Source organism: Prauserella flavalba, from assembly GCF_003202235.1.
GTDB lineage: Bacteria > Actinomycetota > Actinomycetes > Mycobacteriales > Pseudonocardiaceae > Prauserella_A > Prauserella_A flavalba.
The window spans coordinates 184,014-204,348 of the sequence record NZ_MASU01000005.1 but is presented as its reverse complement, the minus strand read 5'-3'; the positions used below and the strand labels follow the sequence as shown (position 1 = coordinate 204,348).

Here is a 20,335-nt window from a genome sequence, read left to right as displayed (position 1 = left end):
GTCACCGCCCGCCGGTGAGGTGCAGGTCGCGGGGCCGGATGGCGGCGGTCGCCACCGTGCTGATCACCGCGGTGGCGACGAGGTACGCGCACACCCACCACAGCGACCCCTCGCCCAGCGCGAACAGCGCGGTGATCAGCATCGGGGTGAGCCCCGACGCGTAGATCCCGGAGAACTGGTACACGAAGGACATGCCGGTGTAGCGGGTACGGGTCGGGAACAGCTGCGCGAACAACGTGCCCTCCGGGGCGTAGCTCAGCGCGTACACCACCCCGAGCGCCAGGACGAGCGCGATCCCCACGAGCAGCGGCTCCCCCGTCGAGAGGCCGAGGAACGCCGGGACCACCGACAGTCCGAAGAAGACCATCCCCGCGAGGTAGGTGCGCCGGGGACCGAACCGGTCGGCCGCCCTGCCCGCGAACGGGATCAGCAGGGCCATCAGCAGCGCGGCCACCGTGACGGCGACCAGCACGGGCGTGCGGTCCATCTTCAGCGTCGTGGTGCAGTAGGTGATCGCGAAGACCGCCCAGGTGTTGAACGCGACGCCGTCGCCCCAGCGGGCCAGCAGGCCGAGCACCACGTGGCGGCGGCTCGCGCGGTCGCGGAACAGCTCCACGAACGGCACCGTCTCGCGCGGCGTCTCCGCGCGCATCCGCTCGAACTCCGGTGTCTCCTCGACCTTGAGCCGCACCACGAGCCCGATGACGACGAGCACGATGCTCAGCAGGAACGCGGCGCGCCAGCCGTAGGTGAGGAACTGCTCGTCGGCCATGGCCTGCCCGAGCAGGGCGAACAGCCCCGTGCCCAGCGCGAGGCCGATGCCGAGGCCCACCTGTGGCCAGCTGCCGTACCAGCCGCGCCGGTGCGCGGGGGCGTGCTCGACGGCCAGCAGCACCGCGCCGGCCCATTCGCCGCCGATCGCGAGCCCCTGCAGGATCCGCAGCACCACCAGCAGGATCGGCGCGGCGATACCGGCCTGCGCGTACGTCGGCAGCACGCCGACGAGCGCGGTCGCCCCGCCCATGATCAGCATCGTGGTGACGAGCGTGCGCTTGCGGCCAAGGCGGTCGCCGATGTGGCCGAACAGCACGGCGCCGATCGGCCGTGCGAGGAACCCGACGAAGAACGTCGCGAACGACAGCATCGTCCCGGCGAGCTCGTTGCCCGGCGGGAAGAACAGCCTGCCGAACACGAGGCTCGACGCCGTGCTGTAGAGGAAGAAGTCGTACCACTCGACGGTGGTGCCGATCATGCTGGAGGCGAGCACCGTGCGGTGCCCGCGGCTTTCCGTCGCGGCACCGGTGGCGGCGACGCTCACCGCGCGGCCCCGGCGAACGGGATGCCCGCGGCGGTGTCGGTGACGTCTCCGTCCGGGTGGGTCCACAGGCCGCGGGCACGCAGGAGCGGCAGCACGCCCTCGGCGAACCAGTACGCCTCCTCCAGGTGCGGGTGCCCGGACAGCACGAACTCGTCGATGCCCAGCGCGTGGTACTCCTCGATGCGCTCGGCGACCTGCTCGTGGCTGCCGACGAGCGCCGTGCCGGCGCCACCGCGGACCAGTCCGACGCCCGCCCACAGGTTCGGGTGGATCTCCAGCTCGTCGCGTTTGCCGCCGTGCAGGGCCAGCATGCGCTGCTGCCCGGTCGACTCGCTGCGCGAGAGCCCGCGCTGCACCGACTCGACGAGCGCCGGGTCGAGCGCGTCGAGCAGGCGGTTCGCCTCCGCCCACGCCGCGTCGGCCGTGTCGCGGGCGATGACGTGCAGCCGGATGCCGAAGCGCGGCTCGCGGCCCCGGTCGGCGGCGAGCTTGCGGATCCAGGCGATCTTCTCGGCCACCGCGGCAGGCGGCTCGCCCCAGGTGAGGTACACGTCGGCGTGCTCGGCGGCCACCTCCCCCGCCGCGGGCGAGGAGCCGCCGAAGTAGATGTCGGGCACGGGATCCGGCACGCGCGCCAGCTTCGCGTCCTCCACCTCCAGGTGGGTGCCGTGGAAGTCGACGGTTTCCCCGCGCCAGAGGGCGCGCACGATCCGGAGGAACTCGCCCGTGCGGGCGTAGCGGGCGTCCTTGTCCAGGAAGTCGCCGTAGGCGCGCTGCTCGTGGCTCTCTCCGCCGGTGACGACGTTGAGCAGCAGCCGCCCGCCGGAGTGCCGCTGGAAGGTCGCCGCCATCTGCGCGGCGAGCGTCGGCGACGTGAGCCCCGGCCGGAACGCCACGAGGAACCTCAGCCTGCGTGACAGGCCCGCGAGCATGGCCGTGGACAGCCACGCGTCCTCGCACCACGCACCGGTGGGGGTGAGCGCGCCGGTGAAGCCGAGCTGCTCGGCGCTGCGGGCGATCTGGCCGAGGTACTCGAGCGTGGCCGGCCTGCTCGTGCCGGTCGCGCCCGCCGGCACGCCATGACCGCCGCCGACGAGGTAGCGGCTGTCGCCGTAGGTCGGCAGGAACCAGTGGAAGGTGAGCGACATGGGGGGACCTTTCCGGGAGGTGCGGCTTGTCAGGATGCGATGGCGAGACTCGTGCGGCGGTGCAGTGCCTCGGAGAATCCGTCCACAACGGACAGCAGTGGCGCCTCGGCCTCGGGGTCGATCGCCACGCCGTGGTCGGTCACGGCGATCAGCCGGTCCAGCAGGAAGTACCCCCGCACCACGTGCTCGGCGCCCATCGAGTGCAGGACGGGCCGGAACGCGTAGTCGATCGCGAGCACGTGCGCGGGACTGCCCCCGGTGGCCAGCGGCAGCACCACTTTGCCGTCGAGCGCGAACTGCGGCAGCAGATCGAGCAGGACCTTGAGCAGCCCGCTGTAGGAGGCCTTGAACACCGGCGAGGCGACGATCACCCCGTCGGCACTGGCGATCGCGTCCGCGACGGCGGCGATGTCGGGCTGGTCGGCGTCACCGGCGAGCAGGGCGCCGGGCGGCAGGTCCCGCACCGCGGCGACGGCCACGCGGTGCCCCTGGCCTCGCAGCCGCCTGGCGAGCTGCTCGAGGACGGCCTCCGTGCGTGAGGCCGGGGACGGGCTTCCTGACAGGGCGAGGATTCTGGTCACGACGTCTCCCGGGGGCTAGTGCCGTCCGGTGCGGGGCGGCAGTGTTTCCGTTCAGCTGAGGTGCTGGAGCTGTCCGCGGACGGGCTCGGACAGGGCCGCACCGCCGGCGAGCACTCAGGTGATGGCGGGCGTGGCACCCTCGCGCACGGGCAGCCCGGCCGCGGCCCAGGCGCGGAACCCGCCGACGAGGTCCGTGGCGCCGGGCAGGCCGAGCCGCCGCAGGTCGCGCGCGGCGAGGCTGGAGGCGTAGCCCTCGTTGCACAGCACGACCACGGTCGTCTCCCCGGTGATGCCGGGGATGCGGTGCTCGCCGCGGGGATCGAGCCGCCATTCCAGCACGATCCGCTCGATCGGCACGGAGCCCGGGATCTCGCCCTCGGCCTGCCGGTCGTGGTGCGGGCGGATGTCGGCCAGCAGCGCGCCCCGCGCCTGCAGCCGCGCCGCCTCGTGCGGCTCGACCCGGTTCAGCTCCGCCCGCGCCTCGGCGAGGAACGTCTCGATGCTCATGGTCCTTCTTCCTCCGTGCGGGCCAGCAGCTGCCCGAACGGCAGGTTCAGTGCGGGCAGTGGCGGGATCTCCGCCGGGATGTCGTGCAGGCTCGCGTACTGGCGGGTGGGTACCAGCGGCGGCGAATAGGCGTGCACGCTCGCCGCCGGGACGTCGGCGGCGTTGCGCACCTGGTGTGCGTGCCCGGCGCCGAAGCCGACCGCCGCGCCCGTGGCCCGGCTCGCCCGCCGCAGCGGGCCGCCCGGATAGCGGTAGGTCTCGTCCAGCGTTCCCGTCAGCACGGTGAACGAGCCTGCCGCGCCGCCGTGGTCGTGCGGCTCGGTGCGCTGGCCCGGCAGCCAGGACAGCAGCCACAGCTCCACCCCCCGGGTCAGCGCCAGCCGCGTCCACCAGCGCCGCTCGGGCACGTAGCGCAACAGCCCGGTCAGCGGGCCGGCCAGCTCGCGGGCCGTAGTGGCGGTCAGGTCCCTCAGCTCGCCCGGCATCCACAGTGGACGACCTGGGTGGAGCCGCCACGCGGGTAGCAGCGAGGCGAGCTCCGGATGGACGTCGACCTCCGCGGTCGTCACGGTCATACGAATTCCGCTCCCCTGTCGATCGGTTTTCCCCGGGACCCCGGAATACGTCGCGATGATGACACGACCGGAATGCCGTGTGCAGCCGTTCCCAGAGCACGGGAAATGTTCTCACCCCAACGTGATTCTTTCTTTCCGAACAAAAAAGAAAGAATCAGCGAGGCGCCCGTTCCCCCGCCTCGACGGCGAACGGCAGCACGTTGCCGCCGGGCGGCCGGGTGCACGTTGCGTACGGGGTGAACGCCGACGGCGGGTTCTGGGCGCGGTTGAAGTCGAGCACGGCACGGCTCGCCCGGGGCCTCGGCACCGACAGGGTCCGCCACGCCGCGGTCCCGGACCCGCTGGTGGCGTCGCTGAACGACACGGTGAGCGCGCTGCCCCTGCCCGCGGTCGCCGCGAGCGAGTACTCGGTGCCCTCGTGGTCGAAGCGCAGCTCACCGACGATCTCCTGCCTGCGCCGCAGGCCGGGCTGGGCAGTGGCGGCCGGCACCACGTGCGGCGGCGAGTACAGCACGAACCGGGCCCCCACCACCCACGCCGGGTCGGGGCCGAACACCGGGACGCCGCTGAACGCGCGCCGCGCGGGCGACCGCGGGTCACGCACCCGCAGGCCGTACCGGCCGTCCCGGCGCAACAGCTCCAGCCGCAGGTCCCCGGCGGTGGCGAACAGCGCCGAGCCCGCCTCCCGGACGCTGAGCTGCGTGGTGCCGTCGAGCAGCCGGTCCTCCACCACCAGGCCCTCGTCCCCGGCCGCGGTCACCCGCGCCGCCCTCGGGGTGGCGCTCCACGCGCCGGGGATGCCCTCGAACGTCCGCGCCCGCTCATCGAGCCAGTACAGCCCGGTGAGGCTGAGCCAGCCGTAGTCGTCGCGCAGTTCCCGTTCCCTGGCCTCGTGCCAGCCGGTCCATTCACCGGCGAAGGCACTGTCGATCGTTGTCGTCGTCGTCATCATTCGCTTTCCACGCCGGGGCGAATTGATTTCGCCGTGAACGTATTCGGCGGGACCTTTTCGGTTCGCCGCTCACTGCTGGCGACAATGCCCGCGAAAAAAGAAAACCGGCAACGGTGTCCGGAATGTGGACACCGTTGCCGGAACGGCAGGGCGCGGAGGGGCTGTTACTGCCAGCCGAGCGTGGCGACGAGCTGCTCGTCCAGAATGGACGACAACGTCTCCATGTAGGCGGCGGTGACGTGGTTGTCGTCGAGGTAGACCAGCACGTTGCCGATCACGGGCGGGCACACGTCCGCCATGCAGAAGTAGTCGCTGAAGTCGAGGAAGTGCACGTTCGGCGGCAGGTCCGTGAGCGCGGCGTACGGCGGGTCGGGCGCGAGCAGCTCGGAACGCGGCATGCTGCACTCGGGTGCGGTGGCGCCGCGCTTCTCGACGCAGTCCGACGGGGACGAGTCGTAGCGCGGGTTGTCGCGCACCGCCACCACGGGGATCCCGGCGTCGGCGACCCGCCGCCACTGCGCGACGTAGCCGGGCGGGGTCCACTCGGTGAGCCCCACGCGGACGTCCCGCGTGCCCATGGTGAAGACGGCGTCGGGGCGCAGCGCGATGATCTCGTCGGCCACCGCCGCGTTCCACTCCATGCACGTGAGGTCGCCCGGCGCGCCCTCGGAGTCGGTCGAGAACGGGCAGCCGCCCTTGCCCATCGAGATGATCTGCCAGTTCCGCTCGCGCGCGATGGGCCGCAGCGCGGCGTTGTACTGCTGTGAGTGCGAGTCCCCGGCCACCACGATCCGGCGCGACGGCTCGCCCATCGTCGCGGTCGCGCACACGACCAGCTCGGCGTGCCGGTCGGATTCGTCGCACTCGTGTTCCTCGAAGAACGCGAACTGCTCGGGCAGCGCCGCGAACGGCGGCATCAGCGGGGCCTGCTGCGGCGCCGGAGCCGCGGACCCGCCGGCCAGCGCCCTCGCCCCGGGGTAGGCGGGATCGTCGGGCACGAACGCGAACGCGGACCGCTGCTGGCTCACGAACTGCCAGCCGCCGGCGGCCACCAGCACGGGCACGAGCGCGGCGGCCCCGAACCGGTAGGCGCCCCACCGCGTGTTCGTGCCGAACTCCGCGTCCCGCACCGGGTTCTCCACGAAGTGGTAGGTGAGCGCGGCCAGCACGAGCGAAACGCCGATCACGAGCGCGCCGCCGCGCAGGCCGACCTCCTCCTGATCACGGGCGGCGAGGTAGAACAGGAGGATCGGCCAGTGCCACAGGTACAGCGCGTAGCTGAGGTTGCCGAGGTAGGCGAGCGGGCGGGCCGACAGGAAGCGGTCGGCGCCGACCGGGCTGCCGGTGGAGCCTGCCACGAGCACGAACGCGGCGGCGAGCGTCGGCCACAACGCGGCGTAGCCGGGGAAGACGGTGCCGACCTGGAGGACCAGACCACAGGCCACGAGTCCCACGACGCCGAGCCAGCCCAGCACCCAGCGGACCGCGCCCGGCAGGACTATGACGTCGATCACCAGCGCGAGCAGGCCGCCCAGCGCGAACTCCCAGACGCGGGTCAGCGACATGAAGTAGGCGAACGGCTGGTCCACCGCGGTGAGCCACACCGAGTAGGCCAGCGACACCACGAAGACGATGCCCAGCGCCCCGGCCAGCGAGCGGCGCAGGCTCCAGCCCGCGCGCCGGGCCACGAACACGACGAGCGCCACCAGCAGCGGCCAGACCACGTAGAACTGGCCCTGGATCGACAGCGACCAGAAGTGCTGCACCACGCTCGCCTGGTCGTGCTGGGCGAAGTAGTCCGCGGAGTCAGCCGCGAGCTGCCAGTTCTCCACGAACAGCGCGGCGGCCACCACCTCGCGGATGGTCTGGAACCACCGGCCCTCGGGCAGCAGCAGGTAACCCAGCACGACGGTGGCCACCAGTACGGTCATCGCCGCGGGGAAGAGCCGCTTGATCATGCGGCCCCACATCGGCTGGAAGGCGATGCGGCCGCGCACGCTCGCGCGGTAGAGCTGGCCCGTGATCAGGAAGCCCGAGACGAGGAAGAAGACGTCCACACCGCCGGAGATCCGGCCGAGCCAGACGTGGTAGATGACGACGAGTGCCGCGGCCAGTGCCCGCAAACCCTGTAGCTCAGGGCGAAAACGTGTCGTCCCGGTCACCCGCTCGGCGCCCTTGTCCTTCCCGCTCAGCACTCCGTGCACGGTACAGGCGCCGATCAACGAGCCGGCGAGGAGCCCGTTCCTTTCAGGACCGCAACAAACCCCGCCATAATCGCGAGTCGTGCGTTCCGGGCCGCGAGTCGTGCGTTCCCGACGTGATCAGTCGGCGGGATGCAGCTTGTCGGGGTGATGCACAGCCGTGCGACCGGACTTCTCGCTGCGCACGACGTACTGCGGCTTGTCCTTCGACGCCGCGACGTGCCTGCCACCGGCCTCGGTGTCCGAGGTGATCTTCTGCTCGACGGTGCCGACCGAGCTCTGATTGCCCGCGTCCCAGCGCACCCGGTTGCCCTTCTTGAGCTCCGCCACCTCGGACTCCCCTCACTTGAGCGGGTCGTGACCCCTGTTCATGAGCGAGTACCGCCAGCGCGTGTCGCGAACGTCACCCGACGGCCGCTGCGCGCGGTGCCGGTGGATGTAGCCGACCACCTTGCGCATGTGCTCCACGTCGGTATCGGTGAGATCGGCCCGCTTCCTCCGCAGGATGCCTGTCGCGGTCCGGAGTGCACAACTCGCGGTCCGGAGTGCACAACTCGCGGTCCGGAGCGCAGGACTCGCGGGCCGGAGTGCACGACTCGCGAGTCCGGGAAGGCTCCGTTCGCGTCCGGTCAGCCCTTCGCGGGCAGGATCCGGCCGGCGACCTCGCCGAAGCCGATCCGGCCGCCGTCGGCGCCGGGCGCCGTGGCCGAGATCACCACCTCGTCGCCGTCCTGCAGGAAGGTGCGCTGCTCCCCGGCCACCTCGACGGGCTCCTTGCCGCCCCAGGTCAGCTCGATGAACGCGCCGCGCTGCTCCTTGGCGGGGCCCGAGATCGTGCCGGACGCGTAGAGGTCACCGGTGCGGCTGCTGGCGCCGTTGACGGTCAGGTGCGCGAGCATCTGCGCGGGCGACCAGTACATCTCGCGGTACGGCGGGCGCGTGACCTCCTGGCCGTTCCAGACCACGGACAGGTCGATGTCCAGGCCCCACGGCTCGCTCTCGCGCAGGTACGGCAACGGCTCCGGGTCCTGCACGGGCGTGGGCACGCGCGCGGCCTCCAGCGCAAGGATCGGCACCACCCACGGCGAGATCGAGGTCGCGAAGCTCTTGCCGAGGAACGGGCCCAGCGGCACGTACTCCCAGGCCTGGATGTCACGCGCCGACCAGTCGTTGACGAGCACGGCGCCGAACACGCGGTCGGCGAACTCGTCGCACGACACGGGCGAGCCCAGCTCGGAGCCCGTACCGACGAGGAAACCCAGCTCGGCCTCGATGTCGAGGCGGCGGCACTCGCCGAACGTCGGCGCGTCCTCGTCCGGCGCCTTGCGCTGCCCGCTCGGCCGCACGATGTCGGTGCCCGAGACCACGACGGTGCCGGACCGGCCGTGGTAGCCGACCGGCAGGTGCTTCCAGTTCGGCATCAGCGGCTCCGCGTTGGGGCGGAACAGCCTGCCGAGGTTCGACGCGTGATGCTCCGAGGCGTAGAAGTCGACGTAGTCGGCGATCTCGACAGGCAGGTGCAGCGTCGCCTCGCCCACCGGGTGCACGGCGTCGTCCGGCACGTCGCCGGACACCAGCTCGGTGACCCGGCTCCGGACCTCCTCCCAGCGCGCGCGGCCCTGCGCCATGAACGCGTTGAGCGAGGGCCGGGCGAATACGTCGTCGCCCAGCGTGGCGGCGAGGTCCACCACCGAGTCGGCCACGCGCACGCCCACGCGGGGTGCGGTGCCCGGCGTCGAGAACACGCCGTAGGGCAGGTTGGCGAGCCCGAAGGGCGAACCCTCCGGGATGTCGATCCTGGTCACGCGTTGACTCCTTCTCCGCTCGCCGTCGCGGAGGGGACCAGGCCCAGCTCCACGAGCTCTTCGAGCGGCTCGGTGATACTGCAGGTGCCGAAGGACACGAAGGCCCGCCGCGCCGGGGCGGCCCCGGTCTCGCCGAGGTCACGCACCCCGGCGGCGACCGTACCGCCGTCCCGCTCGGCGAGCAGGGCGCGCAGCGCGCTCTCGTCCTCGCCGCGCAGGGCGGCGGCGGTCGCGAGCAGCAGGTTGAGGAACCCGTGCTGCTCGAAGCCGGTCTCCGGGTCGGTGTTGCGCAGCGCGTGGTGCAGCCCGGCCGTGGCCTTGAACGGCACGCCCGCCGCGACGACGGCCGCGATCGCCGAGGCCAGCTCGGTCTCGTCGGGGTACAGCTCGGCGCGCACTCCCCCGGTGCGGAACTTGGCCCGGTGCCCGCGCTGCGCGAGCGCCGCGATCACGTCCGCGCGGCGCTCGTCGCGGGGCACCTCGACGTAGACGGTGACGTTCCCGGCGTCCGCGCGCGCCGCCTCGAGCGCGGCGAAGAACTCCGGCACGCCCATTCCCTGCGGCACGGCGACCTCGAACGCGGCGACGTCGGCAGGCAGCCCGCCCACCGTGCCGAGCGCGGAGGCGATCTGCCCGGGGCCCTCCGGTGCCGTCACCGACAGCTCGATCCGCTCCCCCGGCGGCAGCAGCGGGCCGAGCTTCGCGAGCGCGGGCTCGGCGAGCACGAGCGGGCCCACCAGCTCGCCGTAGGCGGAGGCCCGGTGCCGCACGTGCGCCGGCACCGCGTCCTCCAGCGGGGCGAGCCCGGGCGGGAACACCGCCGCGTCGTCGCACAGGCCCCTGGCGAAAGCGGGCACGGTGCTCACTGCTGCGACCCCCCTGGCCCCCGTCCCGCCCACGTCCAGGCGTAGTTGGTGTCCTCGCAGGCGAGCGCGCCCTCGCCGAGCTCGAGCGGGCGGAACGTGTCCACCATGACGGCCAGCTCGTCGAAGAACTCGGCGCCGATGCTGCGCTCGTAGGCACCGGGCTGCGGGCCGTGCGCGTAGCCGCCGGGGTGCACCGAGATCGAGCCCTGGCCGATGCCGGATCCCTTGCGCGCCTCGTAGTCCCCGCCGCAGTAGAACATGATCTCGTCGGAGTCCACATTGGAGTGGTAGTACGGCACCGGGATCGAGAGCGGGTGGTAGTCCACCTTGCGGGGCACGAAGTTGCACACCACGAAGTTGTTGCCCTCGAACACCTGATGGGCGGGCGGCGGCTGGTGCACGCGCCCGGTGATGGGCTCGTAGTCGTGGATGCTGAACGTGTACGGGTACAGGCAGCCGTCCCAGCCGACGACGTCGAACGGGTGCGCCGGGTAGACCATGCGCGTGCCCACGATCGCGCCGCCCGCGCGGTGCTTCACGAGCACCTCGACGTCGGTGCCCTCGCCGTGCACCAGCTCGGTGGGGCCGTGCAGGTCGCGCTCGCAGTACGGCGAGTGCTCCAGCAGCTGGCCGTAGCGCGAAAGGTAGCGCTTCGGCGGCGCGACGTGGCTGTTGGCCTCGATCGCGTAGGCGCGCAGCGGGCCCTCGCCGTGCGGCAGCCAGCGGTGCGTGGTGGACGTCGGGATGATCACGTAGTCGCCGGGCTTCGCCTCCAGCGTGCCGAACACGGTCTCCACCGTGGCCTGGCCGGACTCGACGTAGACGATCTCGTCGCCCACCGCGTTGCGGTAGAGCGGGGAGTCCTGTGTGGACACCACGTAGGAGATGCGCACGTCACCGTTGCCGAGGATGAGCCTGCGGCCGGTGACCACGTCGGTCTCGGCCCAGACCTCCTTGGGGAACAGCTCGTGCAGCTTCAGGTGCCTCGGCTTGAGCGGGTGGTTCGGCGTGGTCGTCTGGTCGGGCAGCTCCCAGACCTGCGAGTCGACGATCGCCGAGGGCAGGCCGCGGTGGTAGAGCAGCGACGAGTCCGACGAGAAGCCCTCCTCGCCCATCAGCTCCTCGTAGTAGAGGCCGCCCTCGTCGGTGCGGTGCTGGGTGTGGCGTTTCGGGGGCACGGTGCCGACCTGGCGGTAGTACGCCATGACTGCCTCCTCGCTGTCGGTCGTGGGCAGGAATCAGTAACCGCCCTGCCCATATAGTTCACGCATTTACTACCTCGCGTCAAGAGGCAGCATCGGTTGCGGTCAGTCGCGGTCAGTTGCGGCCCCGGACGTCGAACTGGTCGCGGTTGCTGACGAGCTTATCGAGCAGCATGACGAGAATCCGCTGCTCGGCCTCGGTCAGCACACTGGCCCACTCGTACTCGCGCTCGTTCTGCTCGCGGAAGAGCTCGACCATCTCCTCGGTGCCGCGCTCGGTGAGCGACAACAGCACGGAGCGCCCGTCGTGCTCGCCGGGCGTGCGGGCGAGCAGGCCGTCGGCGACCAGCGTCTTGGCCAGGTTCGACACGGCGGCCCTGCTCATACCCGTCAGCTCGGCGGCCTTCTTGGCCTCCAGCGGCCCGGCCAGCCACGTGACGAACAGCAGCCGGAACCCGGACCACGACCGGCCGCGCGGCCGGTGGACCGACGCCTCCAGGTCGTAGGTGACGATGTTGGAGGCGCGGTTCAGGGTCAGCAGCAGCTCGGTGGCCAGCTGGTGCCTGAAGCCGTACTCGGTGGCGAGCCTGCGGTTGGCGAGCTCGACGAACGACCAGAAGTCCAGCCCGCCGTGCTCGCCATCCGCCGTCATGGCCCTACCCTAACGTCACCACCGACTAGTAAACATTGAAACTACTTTACCGCGGCGGTGGGCGTCTCCGCGACATCCCGCGCCCGGCGTTCCCTGGGCACCGTGACGAACGCGAGCATCACCGCGCACACCAGCAGGCAGCCGATCGGGAAGTACAGGCCCGCCGAGACGTTGTCGACGGTCGCGCTCTTGCCGATCACGTACGGGCCGAAGAACCCGCCCAGCGCGGCGATCGAGTTGATCGCGGCCAGGCCCACCGCCGTGTGCTCCTTCGACAGGACCCGCGAGGCCATCGCCCAGTACGGGGCCATGTAGCCGAGCACGCCCACGGCGACCATCGACAGGCACGTCAGCGCGATCACCGGCTCGTGCCGGAACTGGATGGTGCCGAACAGCCCGAGCGCCGCGAGCACCATCAGCGCGATGACGTGGCCCTTCCGCTCCCCGGTGCGGTCGGAGTTGCGCGCGACCAGCAGCATGCCGAACGCGCCGACCAGGAACGGGATGGCGCCGAGCAGACCGATGTTGGTGGCCGAGTACGACGGGTCCATCTGCTTGACGATCTGCGGCAGGAAGAACGTGAACCCGTACAGGCCGCACGCCGCGAAGAGGTTGGCCACGGCCAGGTAGAGCACCTTGCGATTCTTCATCACGCGCAGCTGCCCCAGGAACGTCTCCTTCTCCTCGGGGCGGTACTCCTTGGCGATCTCGCCCTCGAGCCAGGCGCTCTCCTCCGTGCTGAGGAAGCGCGCCTTGCTGGGCACGTTCGGCAGGTAGAACAGCACGAGCACGCCGATGAGCACCGCGGGCGCGCCCTGCAGCACGAACACCCAGCGCCAGCTCGACAGATCGAACCAGTGCACGTGGTCGAGGATGAACCCGCCGGTGAGGCTGCCCAGGATCATCGCCACCGGCTGCGCCAGCGCGAGCGCCGCGATCGCGCGGCCGCGCTCCTTCGACCGGAACCACAGGGTCAGGTACAGCAGCAGGCCAGGGAACAGGCCGGCTTCGGCGACACCCAGGACGATGCGGGCGATGTAGAGCTGCGTGACGTCGTGCACGAAGCCCGTCACCACGGTGACGAGGCCCCACGAGATCGCGATCCGCGCGAGCCACAGCCGCGCGCCGACCCGCTTCATGATCATGTTGCTGGGGATCTCGAACACCACGTAGGCGAGGAAGAAGATCGCCGACGCGACACCGAAGGTGGCCGCGGTGATGCCGAGCTCGTGCTCCATGCCGAGCTGCGCGTAGCTGATGTTCGCCCGGTCCATGTAGTTGAACACGTACAGCAGTCCGACGAGCGGCAGGATCCGCACCGACACCTTCCGGATGGTGCGGGCTCCCAGCTCGCCGCCCCCGGCGGCGGTGATGGGGTTGGGCATGCGTTTCTCTTCTTTCTCAGCGTTGAGTGGTGGCTGCGTTGCGGCCGGCGATCCGGCCCATGGTGAGCGCGTTCGCGACGGCGTTGCCGCCGCCGACGTAGCGCTGCCCGAGCACGCCCGCGCCGGCCTCACCGGCGGCGAACAGCCCTGGGATGACCTCGCCCCGTTCGTCCAGCACCGCGGCGCCGGCGTTGATCTCCAGCCCGGCATGCGTGCAGACCAGCTCGGCAGGCAGCACGCGCGCGGCGTAGAACGGGGCGTCGTCGATCGGCTCCGGGTTCTCCTGCGAGCCCTTGTTGGCCAGCGTGCGATGCCGCTGGAAGTCGTCGTCGCGCCCATGCGGCAGCTGGCCGTTCCAGCGCCGGACGGTGGCCTCGAGCGTCCCGGCGGGCACGCCGATCTCGGCGGCGAGCCCGGCAAGCGTTCCCGCTCGCACGGTACGCCCCGCGTCGGCCTCGGCGGCCACGTGGTCGGCGTCCCAGTGCGCGTAGCCGGGCGGCAGCGTGCGCCGCGCCCGCTCGTCGAAGATCGCCCACACGAAGCCGCCGTGCGCCTCGATGATGCCGGTGGACACCGCGTAGGAGGCGTCCTCGTCCATGACCCGACGCCCCGTGGCGTCGACGTATACGCGTGACTTCGGCGGGAAGCCCGACTGCCAGTGGTGCAGGCGCTGGAAGTAGGCGGTGGGCAGCATCAGGCCCCAGCCGTCGCCGGCGACCGACGCGCCGACCTCCTCGCCGAAGCGGAGGTGGTCGCCCCTGCTGCCCTCGGCGGCCACGACGAAGAGGTCCTCGCCCGCGCGCAGCGCGGCCGGGTAGTAGCGGGCCAGCAGCTCGCCGTCCTGGGCGAACCCGCCGCTGGCCACCACCACGGCACTCGCGCGCACCTCGAGGTCGTCGGCGACGACGCCGCACACGCGCCGGTTCTCGGTGAGCAGGCGCTGCACGCGGGTGTTCAGCACCACCTCGACGCCGCGGTCGCGCACGGCCTTGGCGAGCACCTGCACGAGCCCGTAGCCCTGGTCCCTGGGCACGTGCCCGCGCCAGACGTCCTCCACGCCCGCCTGGCACAGGCCCGGCATATGAGCGTTGGCCGACACCTTCGCCGGGACCTCGACCCCGAGCCCGAGCAGCCACTCCAGCGTCGGGCCCGCGTTCTCGCAGAACGCGGCGATGAGCCCCGGGCCGAGCAGCCACTGGTTGAGGTCCATGTAGTGCTGGAAGAACCGTTGCGGCGTGTCCTCGATGCCGAGTGCGGCCTGCACGCTCGTGCCCGCCGCGGTGAACAGCCCCGCCGAGAGCTGGGTGGAGCCGCCGAGCTCGCGCTCGGACTCGAAGAGCAGCACCGAGGCGCCCAGCTCGGCGGCCGTGGCCGCGGCGGCGAGCCCCGCTCCGCCGCCGCCGATCACGATGACGTCGAAACCCTCGTCGGTCATAGCCGCCCTCCCGCCTCGCTGGTGATCCGGTGGTAGAGGCCGTTCGAGACCAGGCCACCGTCCACGGTCAGCTCGCTGCCGGTGAGGTAGGTGGAGCGGTCGGACAGCAGGAACAGCACGGCGTCGGTGATCTCCTCCGGCGTGCCCATCCGGCCGGCCGGGATGCTGCGCACGGCGGACTCGACGAACGTGTCGGAGCCCTCCAGCAGCGCGGTGCCGACCAGTCCGGGGTGGACGGAGTTGACCCGGATGCCCCACCGCGCGAAGTTGCCCGCGGCCGATTTGGACAGTCCGGTGAGGCCCCATTTGCTGGCGGAGTACGCCGGTGAGAAGTAGCCGATCTGGCCGGAGATCGACGAGATGTTGACGATCGATCCGCCACCGGAGTCGCGCATGAGCCCGGCGACGGCCTTCATCCCGTAGAAGGGGCCGTAGAGGTTGACGCGCAGCACGAGGTCCCAGACCTCGTCGGTCGTGTCGAGGAACTCCAGCCGCCGCGAGACGCCGGCGTTGTTGACGAGCCCGCCGAGCGTGCCCCGCTCGGCACGGACCTCGTCCACCACCCGAGTCCACGCGCCCGCGTCGGTGACGTCGAGCGCGTGCACCGACGCCGAGCCTCCCGCTCCGGTGATGCGCTCCGCCACGGGTGCCGCGTCGGCGACGTCGGCGAGGCACACGTGCACGCCCCGCTCCCCCAGCGCGAGCGCGTGGCTCGCGCCCATGCCGGACGCCGCGCCGGTGACGAGCACGACCGAGGGGTAGCCGATCCGCTCAGACATGCCGCGAACCGCCGTCGACGGCGATGCTGTGCCCGGTGACGTAGCGGGCGCTGTCGGAGAGCAGGAACAGCAGCGGGCCCACCACCTCCTCGGGGGAACCGAGGCGGTGCAGGGGAACCGTGTCGAGCGCGTGCCGCAGCGCGGCCGGGTCCTCGCGCACCCAGCGGGTCATCTCGGTGTCGATGTAGCCGGGCGCGATCGCGTTCACGCGGATGCCCTTGTCGCCCAGCTCCACCGCGAGCGACTCGGTGAGGTGCGCGACGGCGGCCTTGGACGTGCAGTAGGCGCCACGCCCCCGGCGCACGCGGATGGCGGACACCGACGACATGTTCACGATCGCCCCGCCGGGGCCCAGGTGCCGCGCCGCCGCCTGCGCTCCGAAGAGGACACCCTCGACGTTGACCGAGAGCGTGGCGTTGATCTGCTCCGGAGTGATCTCGTCAACGAGCGCGAACGGGAAGATTCCGGCGTTGTTGACCCAGAAGTCCAGGCGCCCGAAGCGTTCCAGCGCGAGCTGCGCGAGCGCCTCGTGCTCGTCGGCCTTGGTGACGTCCACGCCCGCGCCCACGACCGTGCCCGGCTGCTCGTGCAGCGCCTGCGTGGCGAGCGTGGCGTTCAGCTCGCCGGCGGTGGCGCTCATCTGGCCGGCGTTGATGTCACCACCGACGACGTGGACACCCCGGGCCGCCAGCGCCGAGGTGAAGCGGGCGCCCATTCCCCGTGCCGCGCCGGTGACCACCGCGACCTTGCCGGGGAACTCCGGGTAGACGGCGGTCATCGGGGTGTGCAGCACGCGCCCCTCTCCGGCGGGCTCGGCAGCGCTGGTCATGCGTGGGTACTCCTTGACTCTCTCGGGTTCTCGATTCCGCAGCGAAGGCCACCTTCACTGCGCCTGAACGCAGTGAAGGTGGCCTTCACTGCGGTTGGTCGTCGCGGCGGACGACGCGGCGCCGGATGCGCCAGCCACCGTCGCCACGCACCAGGTCGTCGGTGATCGTCGTCTGCCGCACGAGCCGGGACGGCTCGCCGCGCGGCGTGGTGACGATCTGCAGGTAGGCCTCCACCGTCGCGTGCCGCTCCCCCGCTTCGCGGACGAACAGGTTGGTGAGCACGTGCCGGGTCACCTCGTCGCGTGCGCGGGCCTCGGCCGCGAAGCGCTCGGCGAAGGCGGTGAGCGCGCCGGTGCCGGTGACGGGCTCGGGGTAGCTGGGCGAGACGAACTCACCGTCGGCGGTGAAGGTCAGCGCCCAGTCGCGTGCGTGGCCCCCGTCGATGAGGTGGCTCTGCGCGCCGTAGAGCTGGTGGACGGCGGCGAGCGTCTCGGGCGCGACGCTGGGTGACACGGGAAACCTCCGGTGATCGGCACTCCCGGGCGGGTGGTGCCGCACCGGTCGGTGTGCTATTATCGCACTCAGCGTGCGATCTACGGAAACAGTAGGTTGGTCACACGCGCCTGTCAACGTCCTTCATGCCTGTACTGGGGGAAGCCGGTGTCCACCGAGTCCGTGCTGCTCGACGCGGGAATGTCGAAGACGCTGCACAACGGGCTGCAGATCCTGGAGCTGCTCGTGCAGCACCCGCAGGGCCTCTCGCTCACCGACATCGCCGAGGGCATCGGCGTGCACCGCACGGTGGCCCACCGGCTCGTGCGCACACTGGAGGCCCACCAGCTGTGCCGGCGCGACCGGTTCAAGCGGATCTCGCTCGCCGCCGGGCTGGTCCGGCTGGCCGAGCCCGTGGAGCAGGACCTGCGCACGCTCGCACGGCCACTGCTGGAGGAGCTGACCGACGCCACCCAGGCGACGTCACACCTCGTCGTCCGCGAGGGACGGGACCGCGTGCGGATGCTGATGATCGTGGAGCCGAGGCAGGCGAGGATGCACGTGTCGTTCCGCGCGGGCCAGGTCGACCCGATCGAACGGGGCTCGGCCGGGCTGGCACTGCTCGCCGCGGACCCGCCCGTGCCGGGCGAGCGGGAAGAGATCGCGCTCGCCCGCAAGCGCGGGTACGCCGTGTCCTACGGCGAGATCGCCTCGTCGGTCATCGGTATCACGGCCGTGGTGCCCCACCACGGCAGCACACAGGCCGGGCTCGGGCTGTCCCTCTTCGAGGCGCCCGACGAGGAGCGGCTGGGCGCGCTCGTGGTCGACGCCGCCCGCAGGCTCGGCGAGCTACTGCGGTAGCGCCGCGCGGTAGGCGTTCACCGAGTCGGTGAGCTCGCGCAGGGTGGTGCGCAGCTCGTACAGGTCGGGTCCGTCCAGCCCCATCGCGTCACCGACCAGGCCGGGCAGCGGCACGGCCTTCGCGCGCAGCTCGTCGCCCTTCGCGGTAAGCGTGACGAGTACCGAGCGCTCGTCGTCACTGCGCCGCTCGCGGCGCACCAGTTCGAGCTTCTCCAGCCGCTTGAGCAGCGGCGACAGCGTGCCCGAGTCGAGCTGCAGGGCGCGCCCGAGGTCCTTCACGGTCAGCGCGTCGTGCTCCCACAGCGCGAGCAGCACGAGGTACTGCGGGTAGGTCAGGCCGAGGTCGTCGAGCAGCGGCCGGTACAGCGCGGTCACGGCACGCGAGGCCGCGTAGAGCGCGAAGCAGACCTGGTCGTCGAGCACCGGTCCGGCCGGCTGTTCCGCCATGACCCACCTTCCCTCCGGCAACCACCGATCCTCTCCCCGCGACACCTGGTGCGCAACCCGGCTGTGACAGGTCCCATTTGGAGAAATTAAGTTGTGCACAACTCAGTTATTTTCGATGAGTCTCGGGGAACCCTCCCCGGCCGGACCGCACAGGAGACAGCGATGACCGCCAACCCGCACGACCTCGCTCTCGAACCCGCAGCGCAGGCGTTCGCCGAGGCCACCGACAACCCGCCGTTCCTCTACGAGCTGGACCCCGACGAGGGTCGCAAGACGGTCGACGAGGTGCAGTCCGGTGACCTCGCCAAGCCCGACGCCGACCTGGAGGACCTCACCATCCCCGGAGGGCCGACCGGTGAGGTGCGCGTCCGGATCGTCCGGCCGCGAGGCGCCACCGGACCGCTCCCGGTGATCGTCTACCTGCACGGCGCCGGCTGGGTCTTCGGCAACGCGCACACCCACGACCGGCTCATCCGCGAACTGGCCACCGGAACCGGTGCCGCCGTGGTCTTCCCCGAGTACGACCGCTCCCCCGAGGCGCGCTACCCCGTGGCGGTCGAACAGAACTACGCGGCCGCGGTGTGGGTCGCCCGGCACGGCGCCGAACACGGCCTCGACCCGGCCCGCATCGCGATCGCGGGCGACTCCGTGGGCGGCAACATGACCGCCGCCGTCACGCTGCTCGCCAAGCAGCGCGGCGACGTGGAGTTCCGGCAGCAGGTGCTCTTCTACCCGGTGACCGACGCGAACTTCGGCACCGGCTCCTACGAGCGGTTCGCCACGGGCTATTTCCTCTCCCGTGCGGGCATGCGGTGGTTCTGGGACCAGTACACGACCGACCCCGCGCAGCGCGCCGAGATCACCGCCTCGCCGCTGCGGGCGAGCCTCGACGACCTCGCCGGGCTGCCGCCCGCGCTCGTCATCACCGCGGAGGCCGACGTGCTCCGCGACGAGGGCGAGGCCTACGCCGCGAGACTGCGCAGGGCGGGCGTCCCCGTCGTGGCCACACGGTACCAGGGGGTGATCCACGACTTCGTGATGCTCAACGCCCTGCGCGAGACGCACGCCGCCGGGGCCGCGATCGGCCAGGCGGTCGCGACGCTGAAGGCCGCGCTCGCCTGACCGCGCGCGGGGGACCGGGCCGCGCCGGCCCGGTCCCCCGCGCGCGTCAGCCCTTCCAGCCCAGTGCCTCCTGCTTCACCGCGCCGGCGTCGAAGTCGTTGTAGCGGTCGGCGAGGCTGTAGTCGACGAGGCCGCTCGACTCCAGGTCGACGGCCTTGTCCACCATGCCGTAGCGGGCGAGCTCGTCGACCGTGTGCTGCATCGCGGCCGCGTCCTGCACGCCGTACTCGCCCGACGGTCCGGGACCGCCCGTGACGTCGAGCCGCATGCCGAGGATCCGCACCGCCTGCTCGCGCGCCACCTGCTCGTCCGTCGCGGCCGGTTTGGACTGCGGGAACTCCGCCCAGTGCATGTCGATCGCCGCCTCCGGGTTCTCCTGCGCGAACACCATCGCCTTGAAGAACGCCCGCACCATGCCGACCACGCGCTCCGGCTCGTTCTCGATGCTCTCCTTGCGCACCACGAGCGCCGAGGTGCCGGTGAGGTCGTTGAGTGGGGTGTCCAGTGCGCGCAGCGGCGTGCCGAGCAGGTCGCCGATCACGACGTTGGGGCCGTCGTAGCCCGCGTAGGCCTGGACCTCGTTGCCGCGCAACGCCTCCGCCGCCTGCGCGCCGTAGCCGACGGGCAGGTACTCCGCGTCCGCCTCGGGGTCGAGCCCGGCCTGCGCGAGCACACCCTTGGCGTAGAGGTTGCTGATCGACGTGAGCGTGCTCGAGCCGATCGTCTTGCCCTTCAGGTCCTGCACCGTCCTGATCGGACTGTCCTCCGGCACGGCGACGCGGAAGATGTTGCCGTTGGTGAAGCCCACCACGGCGAGCCCGTCGTCCTGGCCCGCGGCCGACACCACCGCGTTCATCGACGCGTACGTCATGAACGACTGACCGGTGGCGACCGACTGCACCGCCGACAGCGCCGTGTCGACGGGCTGGATGGTGACGTCGAGCTTCTCGTCGGCGAAATAGCCCGCCCGCAGCGGCACCGACGTGTACGACGCGGTGGTGGCGGTGAGCGACTTGTCGGCGACGGCGAAGATGAGGCTGCCGCCACCCTGGGCGCTGGTGCCGCCGCAGCCGGCGAGCGTCACGGCGGTCAGCGCGGCGGTGGCGAGGCCGAGTAACCGCCTGCGCGAGATGTTGCTGGTCATCGGGATCTCCTCGGGGAAACGGGAGGGACGGGG

General features: G+C 71.6%; 21 protein-coding genes and 1 pseudogene. 2 read left to right on the top strand and 20 right to left on the bottom strand.

The window, feature by feature from the left end:
* Position 1 precedes the first annotated feature (1 nt).
* The 18 genes and pseudogenes from BA062_RS08295 to BA062_RS08210 all read right to left on the bottom strand — a co-directional run bounded on the left by BA062_RS08295 (position 2) and on the right by BA062_RS08210 (position 16,749).
* Complete coding sequence (locus tag BA062_RS08295) at positions 2–1,318, bottom strand: MFS transporter (protein ID WP_245959731.1); 1,317 nt, start codon at positions 1,316–1,318, stop codon at positions 2–4.
* On the bottom strand, positions 1,315–2,466 hold the full coding sequence (locus BA062_RS08290) for an LLM class flavin-dependent oxidoreductase (protein WP_110335483.1): 1,152 nt from the start codon (positions 2,464–2,466) through the stop codon (positions 1,315–1,317). Before BA062_RS08290 ends, BA062_RS08295 begins: the two co-directional genes overlap by 4 nt.
* Positions 2,467–2,495: 29 nt before the next feature.
* Positions 2,496–3,047 carry an NADPH-dependent FMN reductase gene (ssuE, locus tag BA062_RS08285; protein WP_110335482.1) on the bottom strand — a complete coding sequence of 184 codons (552 nt, stop codon included), beginning with the start codon at positions 3,045–3,047 and terminating at the stop codon, positions 2,496–2,498.
* 114 nt (positions 3,048–3,161) lie between these two features.
* The gene (locus BA062_RS08280) at positions 3,162–3,554 is read right to left on the bottom strand and encodes a rhodanese-like domain-containing protein (protein ID WP_110335481.1); all 393 of its coding nucleotides are present in this window, start codon (positions 3,552–3,554) and stop codon (positions 3,162–3,164) included.
* Positions 3,551–4,129 carry a cysteine dioxygenase gene (locus BA062_RS08275; protein WP_110335480.1) on the bottom strand — a complete coding sequence of 193 codons (579 nt, stop codon included), beginning with the start codon at positions 4,127–4,129 and terminating at the stop codon, positions 3,551–3,553. Before BA062_RS08275 ends, BA062_RS08280 begins: the two co-directional genes overlap by 4 nt.
* Positions 4,130–4,283: 154 nt before the next feature.
* Positions 4,284–5,078: a DUF1684 domain-containing protein gene (locus BA062_RS08270; protein WP_146240013.1), complete on the bottom strand. Its 795-nt coding sequence runs from the start codon at positions 5,076–5,078 to the stop codon at positions 4,284–4,286.
* A 167-nt stretch (positions 5,079–5,245) separates the two neighbouring features.
* On the bottom strand, positions 5,246–7,276 hold the full coding sequence (locus BA062_RS08265) for an acyltransferase family protein (RefSeq protein WP_245959730.1): 2,031 nt from the start codon (positions 7,274–7,276) through the stop codon (positions 5,246–5,248).
* 126 nt (positions 7,277–7,402) lie between these two features.
* Positions 7,403–7,612, bottom strand: a complete 210-nt coding sequence (locus BA062_RS08260) for a hypervirulence associated TUDOR domain-containing protein (RefSeq protein ID WP_110335478.1) — start codon at positions 7,610–7,612, stop codon at positions 7,403–7,405.
* A gap of 12 nt (positions 7,613–7,624) precedes the next feature.
* Positions 7,625–7,786: pseudogene (locus BA062_RS40465) on the bottom strand (DUF3140 domain-containing protein); the annotation flags it as partial.
* Between the two features lie 125 nt (positions 7,787–7,911).
* Positions 7,912–9,087, bottom strand: a complete 1,176-nt coding sequence (gene fahA, locus BA062_RS08250) for a fumarylacetoacetase (protein ID WP_110335476.1) — start codon at positions 9,085–9,087, stop codon at positions 7,912–7,914.
* Positions 9,084–9,953, bottom strand: coding sequence for a hypothetical protein (locus BA062_RS08245; RefSeq protein WP_110335475.1), 870 nt, complete (start codon positions 9,951–9,953; stop codon positions 9,084–9,086). The genes fahA and BA062_RS08245 overlap by 4 nt, the downstream gene beginning before the upstream one ends.
* Entirely contained in the window at positions 9,950–11,158 is a 1,209-nt protein-coding gene (locus tag BA062_RS08240; protein WP_110335474.1) for a homogentisate 1,2-dioxygenase, read from the bottom strand. Before BA062_RS08240 ends, BA062_RS08245 begins: the two co-directional genes overlap by 4 nt.
* Positions 11,159–11,270: 112 nt before the next feature.
* Entirely contained in the window at positions 11,271–11,807 is a 537-nt protein-coding gene (locus BA062_RS08235) for a MarR family winged helix-turn-helix transcriptional regulator (RefSeq protein WP_110335473.1), read from the bottom strand.
* A gap of 41 nt (positions 11,808–11,848) precedes the next feature.
* A complete protein-coding gene (locus BA062_RS08230) occupies positions 11,849–13,192 on the bottom strand; it encodes an MFS transporter (protein WP_110335472.1) in 1,344 nt (447 codons plus the stop codon).
* A gap of 16 nt (positions 13,193–13,208) precedes the next feature.
* Positions 13,209–14,627 (bottom strand): FAD-dependent oxidoreductase, encoded by a 1,419-nt coding sequence (locus BA062_RS08225; protein WP_110335471.1) that lies wholly within the window; start codon positions 14,625–14,627, stop codon positions 13,209–13,211.
* Positions 14,624–15,406, bottom strand: coding sequence for an SDR family NAD(P)-dependent oxidoreductase (locus BA062_RS08220; protein ID WP_110335470.1), 783 nt, complete (start codon positions 15,404–15,406; stop codon positions 14,624–14,626). The genes BA062_RS08225 and BA062_RS08220 overlap by 4 nt, the downstream gene beginning before the upstream one ends.
* Complete coding sequence (locus BA062_RS08215; RefSeq protein WP_110335469.1) at positions 15,399–16,235, bottom strand: SDR family NAD(P)-dependent oxidoreductase; 837 nt, start codon at positions 16,233–16,235, stop codon at positions 15,399–15,401. Before BA062_RS08215 ends, BA062_RS08220 begins: the two co-directional genes overlap by 8 nt.
* An 85-nt stretch (positions 16,236–16,320) precedes the next feature.
* Entirely contained in the window at positions 16,321–16,749 is a 429-nt protein-coding gene (locus BA062_RS08210; protein ID WP_110335468.1) for a nuclear transport factor 2 family protein, read from the bottom strand.
* 147 nt (positions 16,750–16,896) lie between these two features.
* On the opposite strand from BA062_RS08210, the gene BA062_RS08205 reads away from it, so the two are divergent.
* A complete protein-coding gene (locus tag BA062_RS08205) occupies positions 16,897–17,589 on the top strand; it encodes an IclR family transcriptional regulator (RefSeq protein ID WP_245959729.1) in 693 nt (230 codons plus the stop codon).
* Here the strand turns inward: BA062_RS08205 and BA062_RS08200 are convergent.
* Positions 17,578–18,036, bottom strand: a complete 459-nt coding sequence (locus BA062_RS08200) for a MarR family winged helix-turn-helix transcriptional regulator (protein ID WP_110335467.1) — start codon at positions 18,034–18,036, stop codon at positions 17,578–17,580. The genes BA062_RS08205 and BA062_RS08200 overlap by 12 nt on opposite strands.
* A 162-nt stretch (positions 18,037–18,198) precedes the next feature.
* Between BA062_RS08200 and BA062_RS08195 the strand changes: the two genes are divergently transcribed.
* Complete coding sequence (locus BA062_RS08195; protein WP_110335466.1) at positions 18,199–19,158, top strand: alpha/beta hydrolase; 960 nt, start codon at positions 18,199–18,201, stop codon at positions 19,156–19,158.
* Positions 19,159–19,204: 46 nt separating this feature from the next.
* Here BA062_RS08195 and BA062_RS08190 read toward each other — a convergent pair whose 3' ends face one another.
* Entirely contained in the window at positions 19,205–20,302 is a 1,098-nt protein-coding gene (locus BA062_RS08190; protein ID WP_110335465.1) for an ABC transporter substrate-binding protein, read from the bottom strand.
* Between the last annotated feature and the right edge of the window lie 33 nt (positions 20,303–20,335).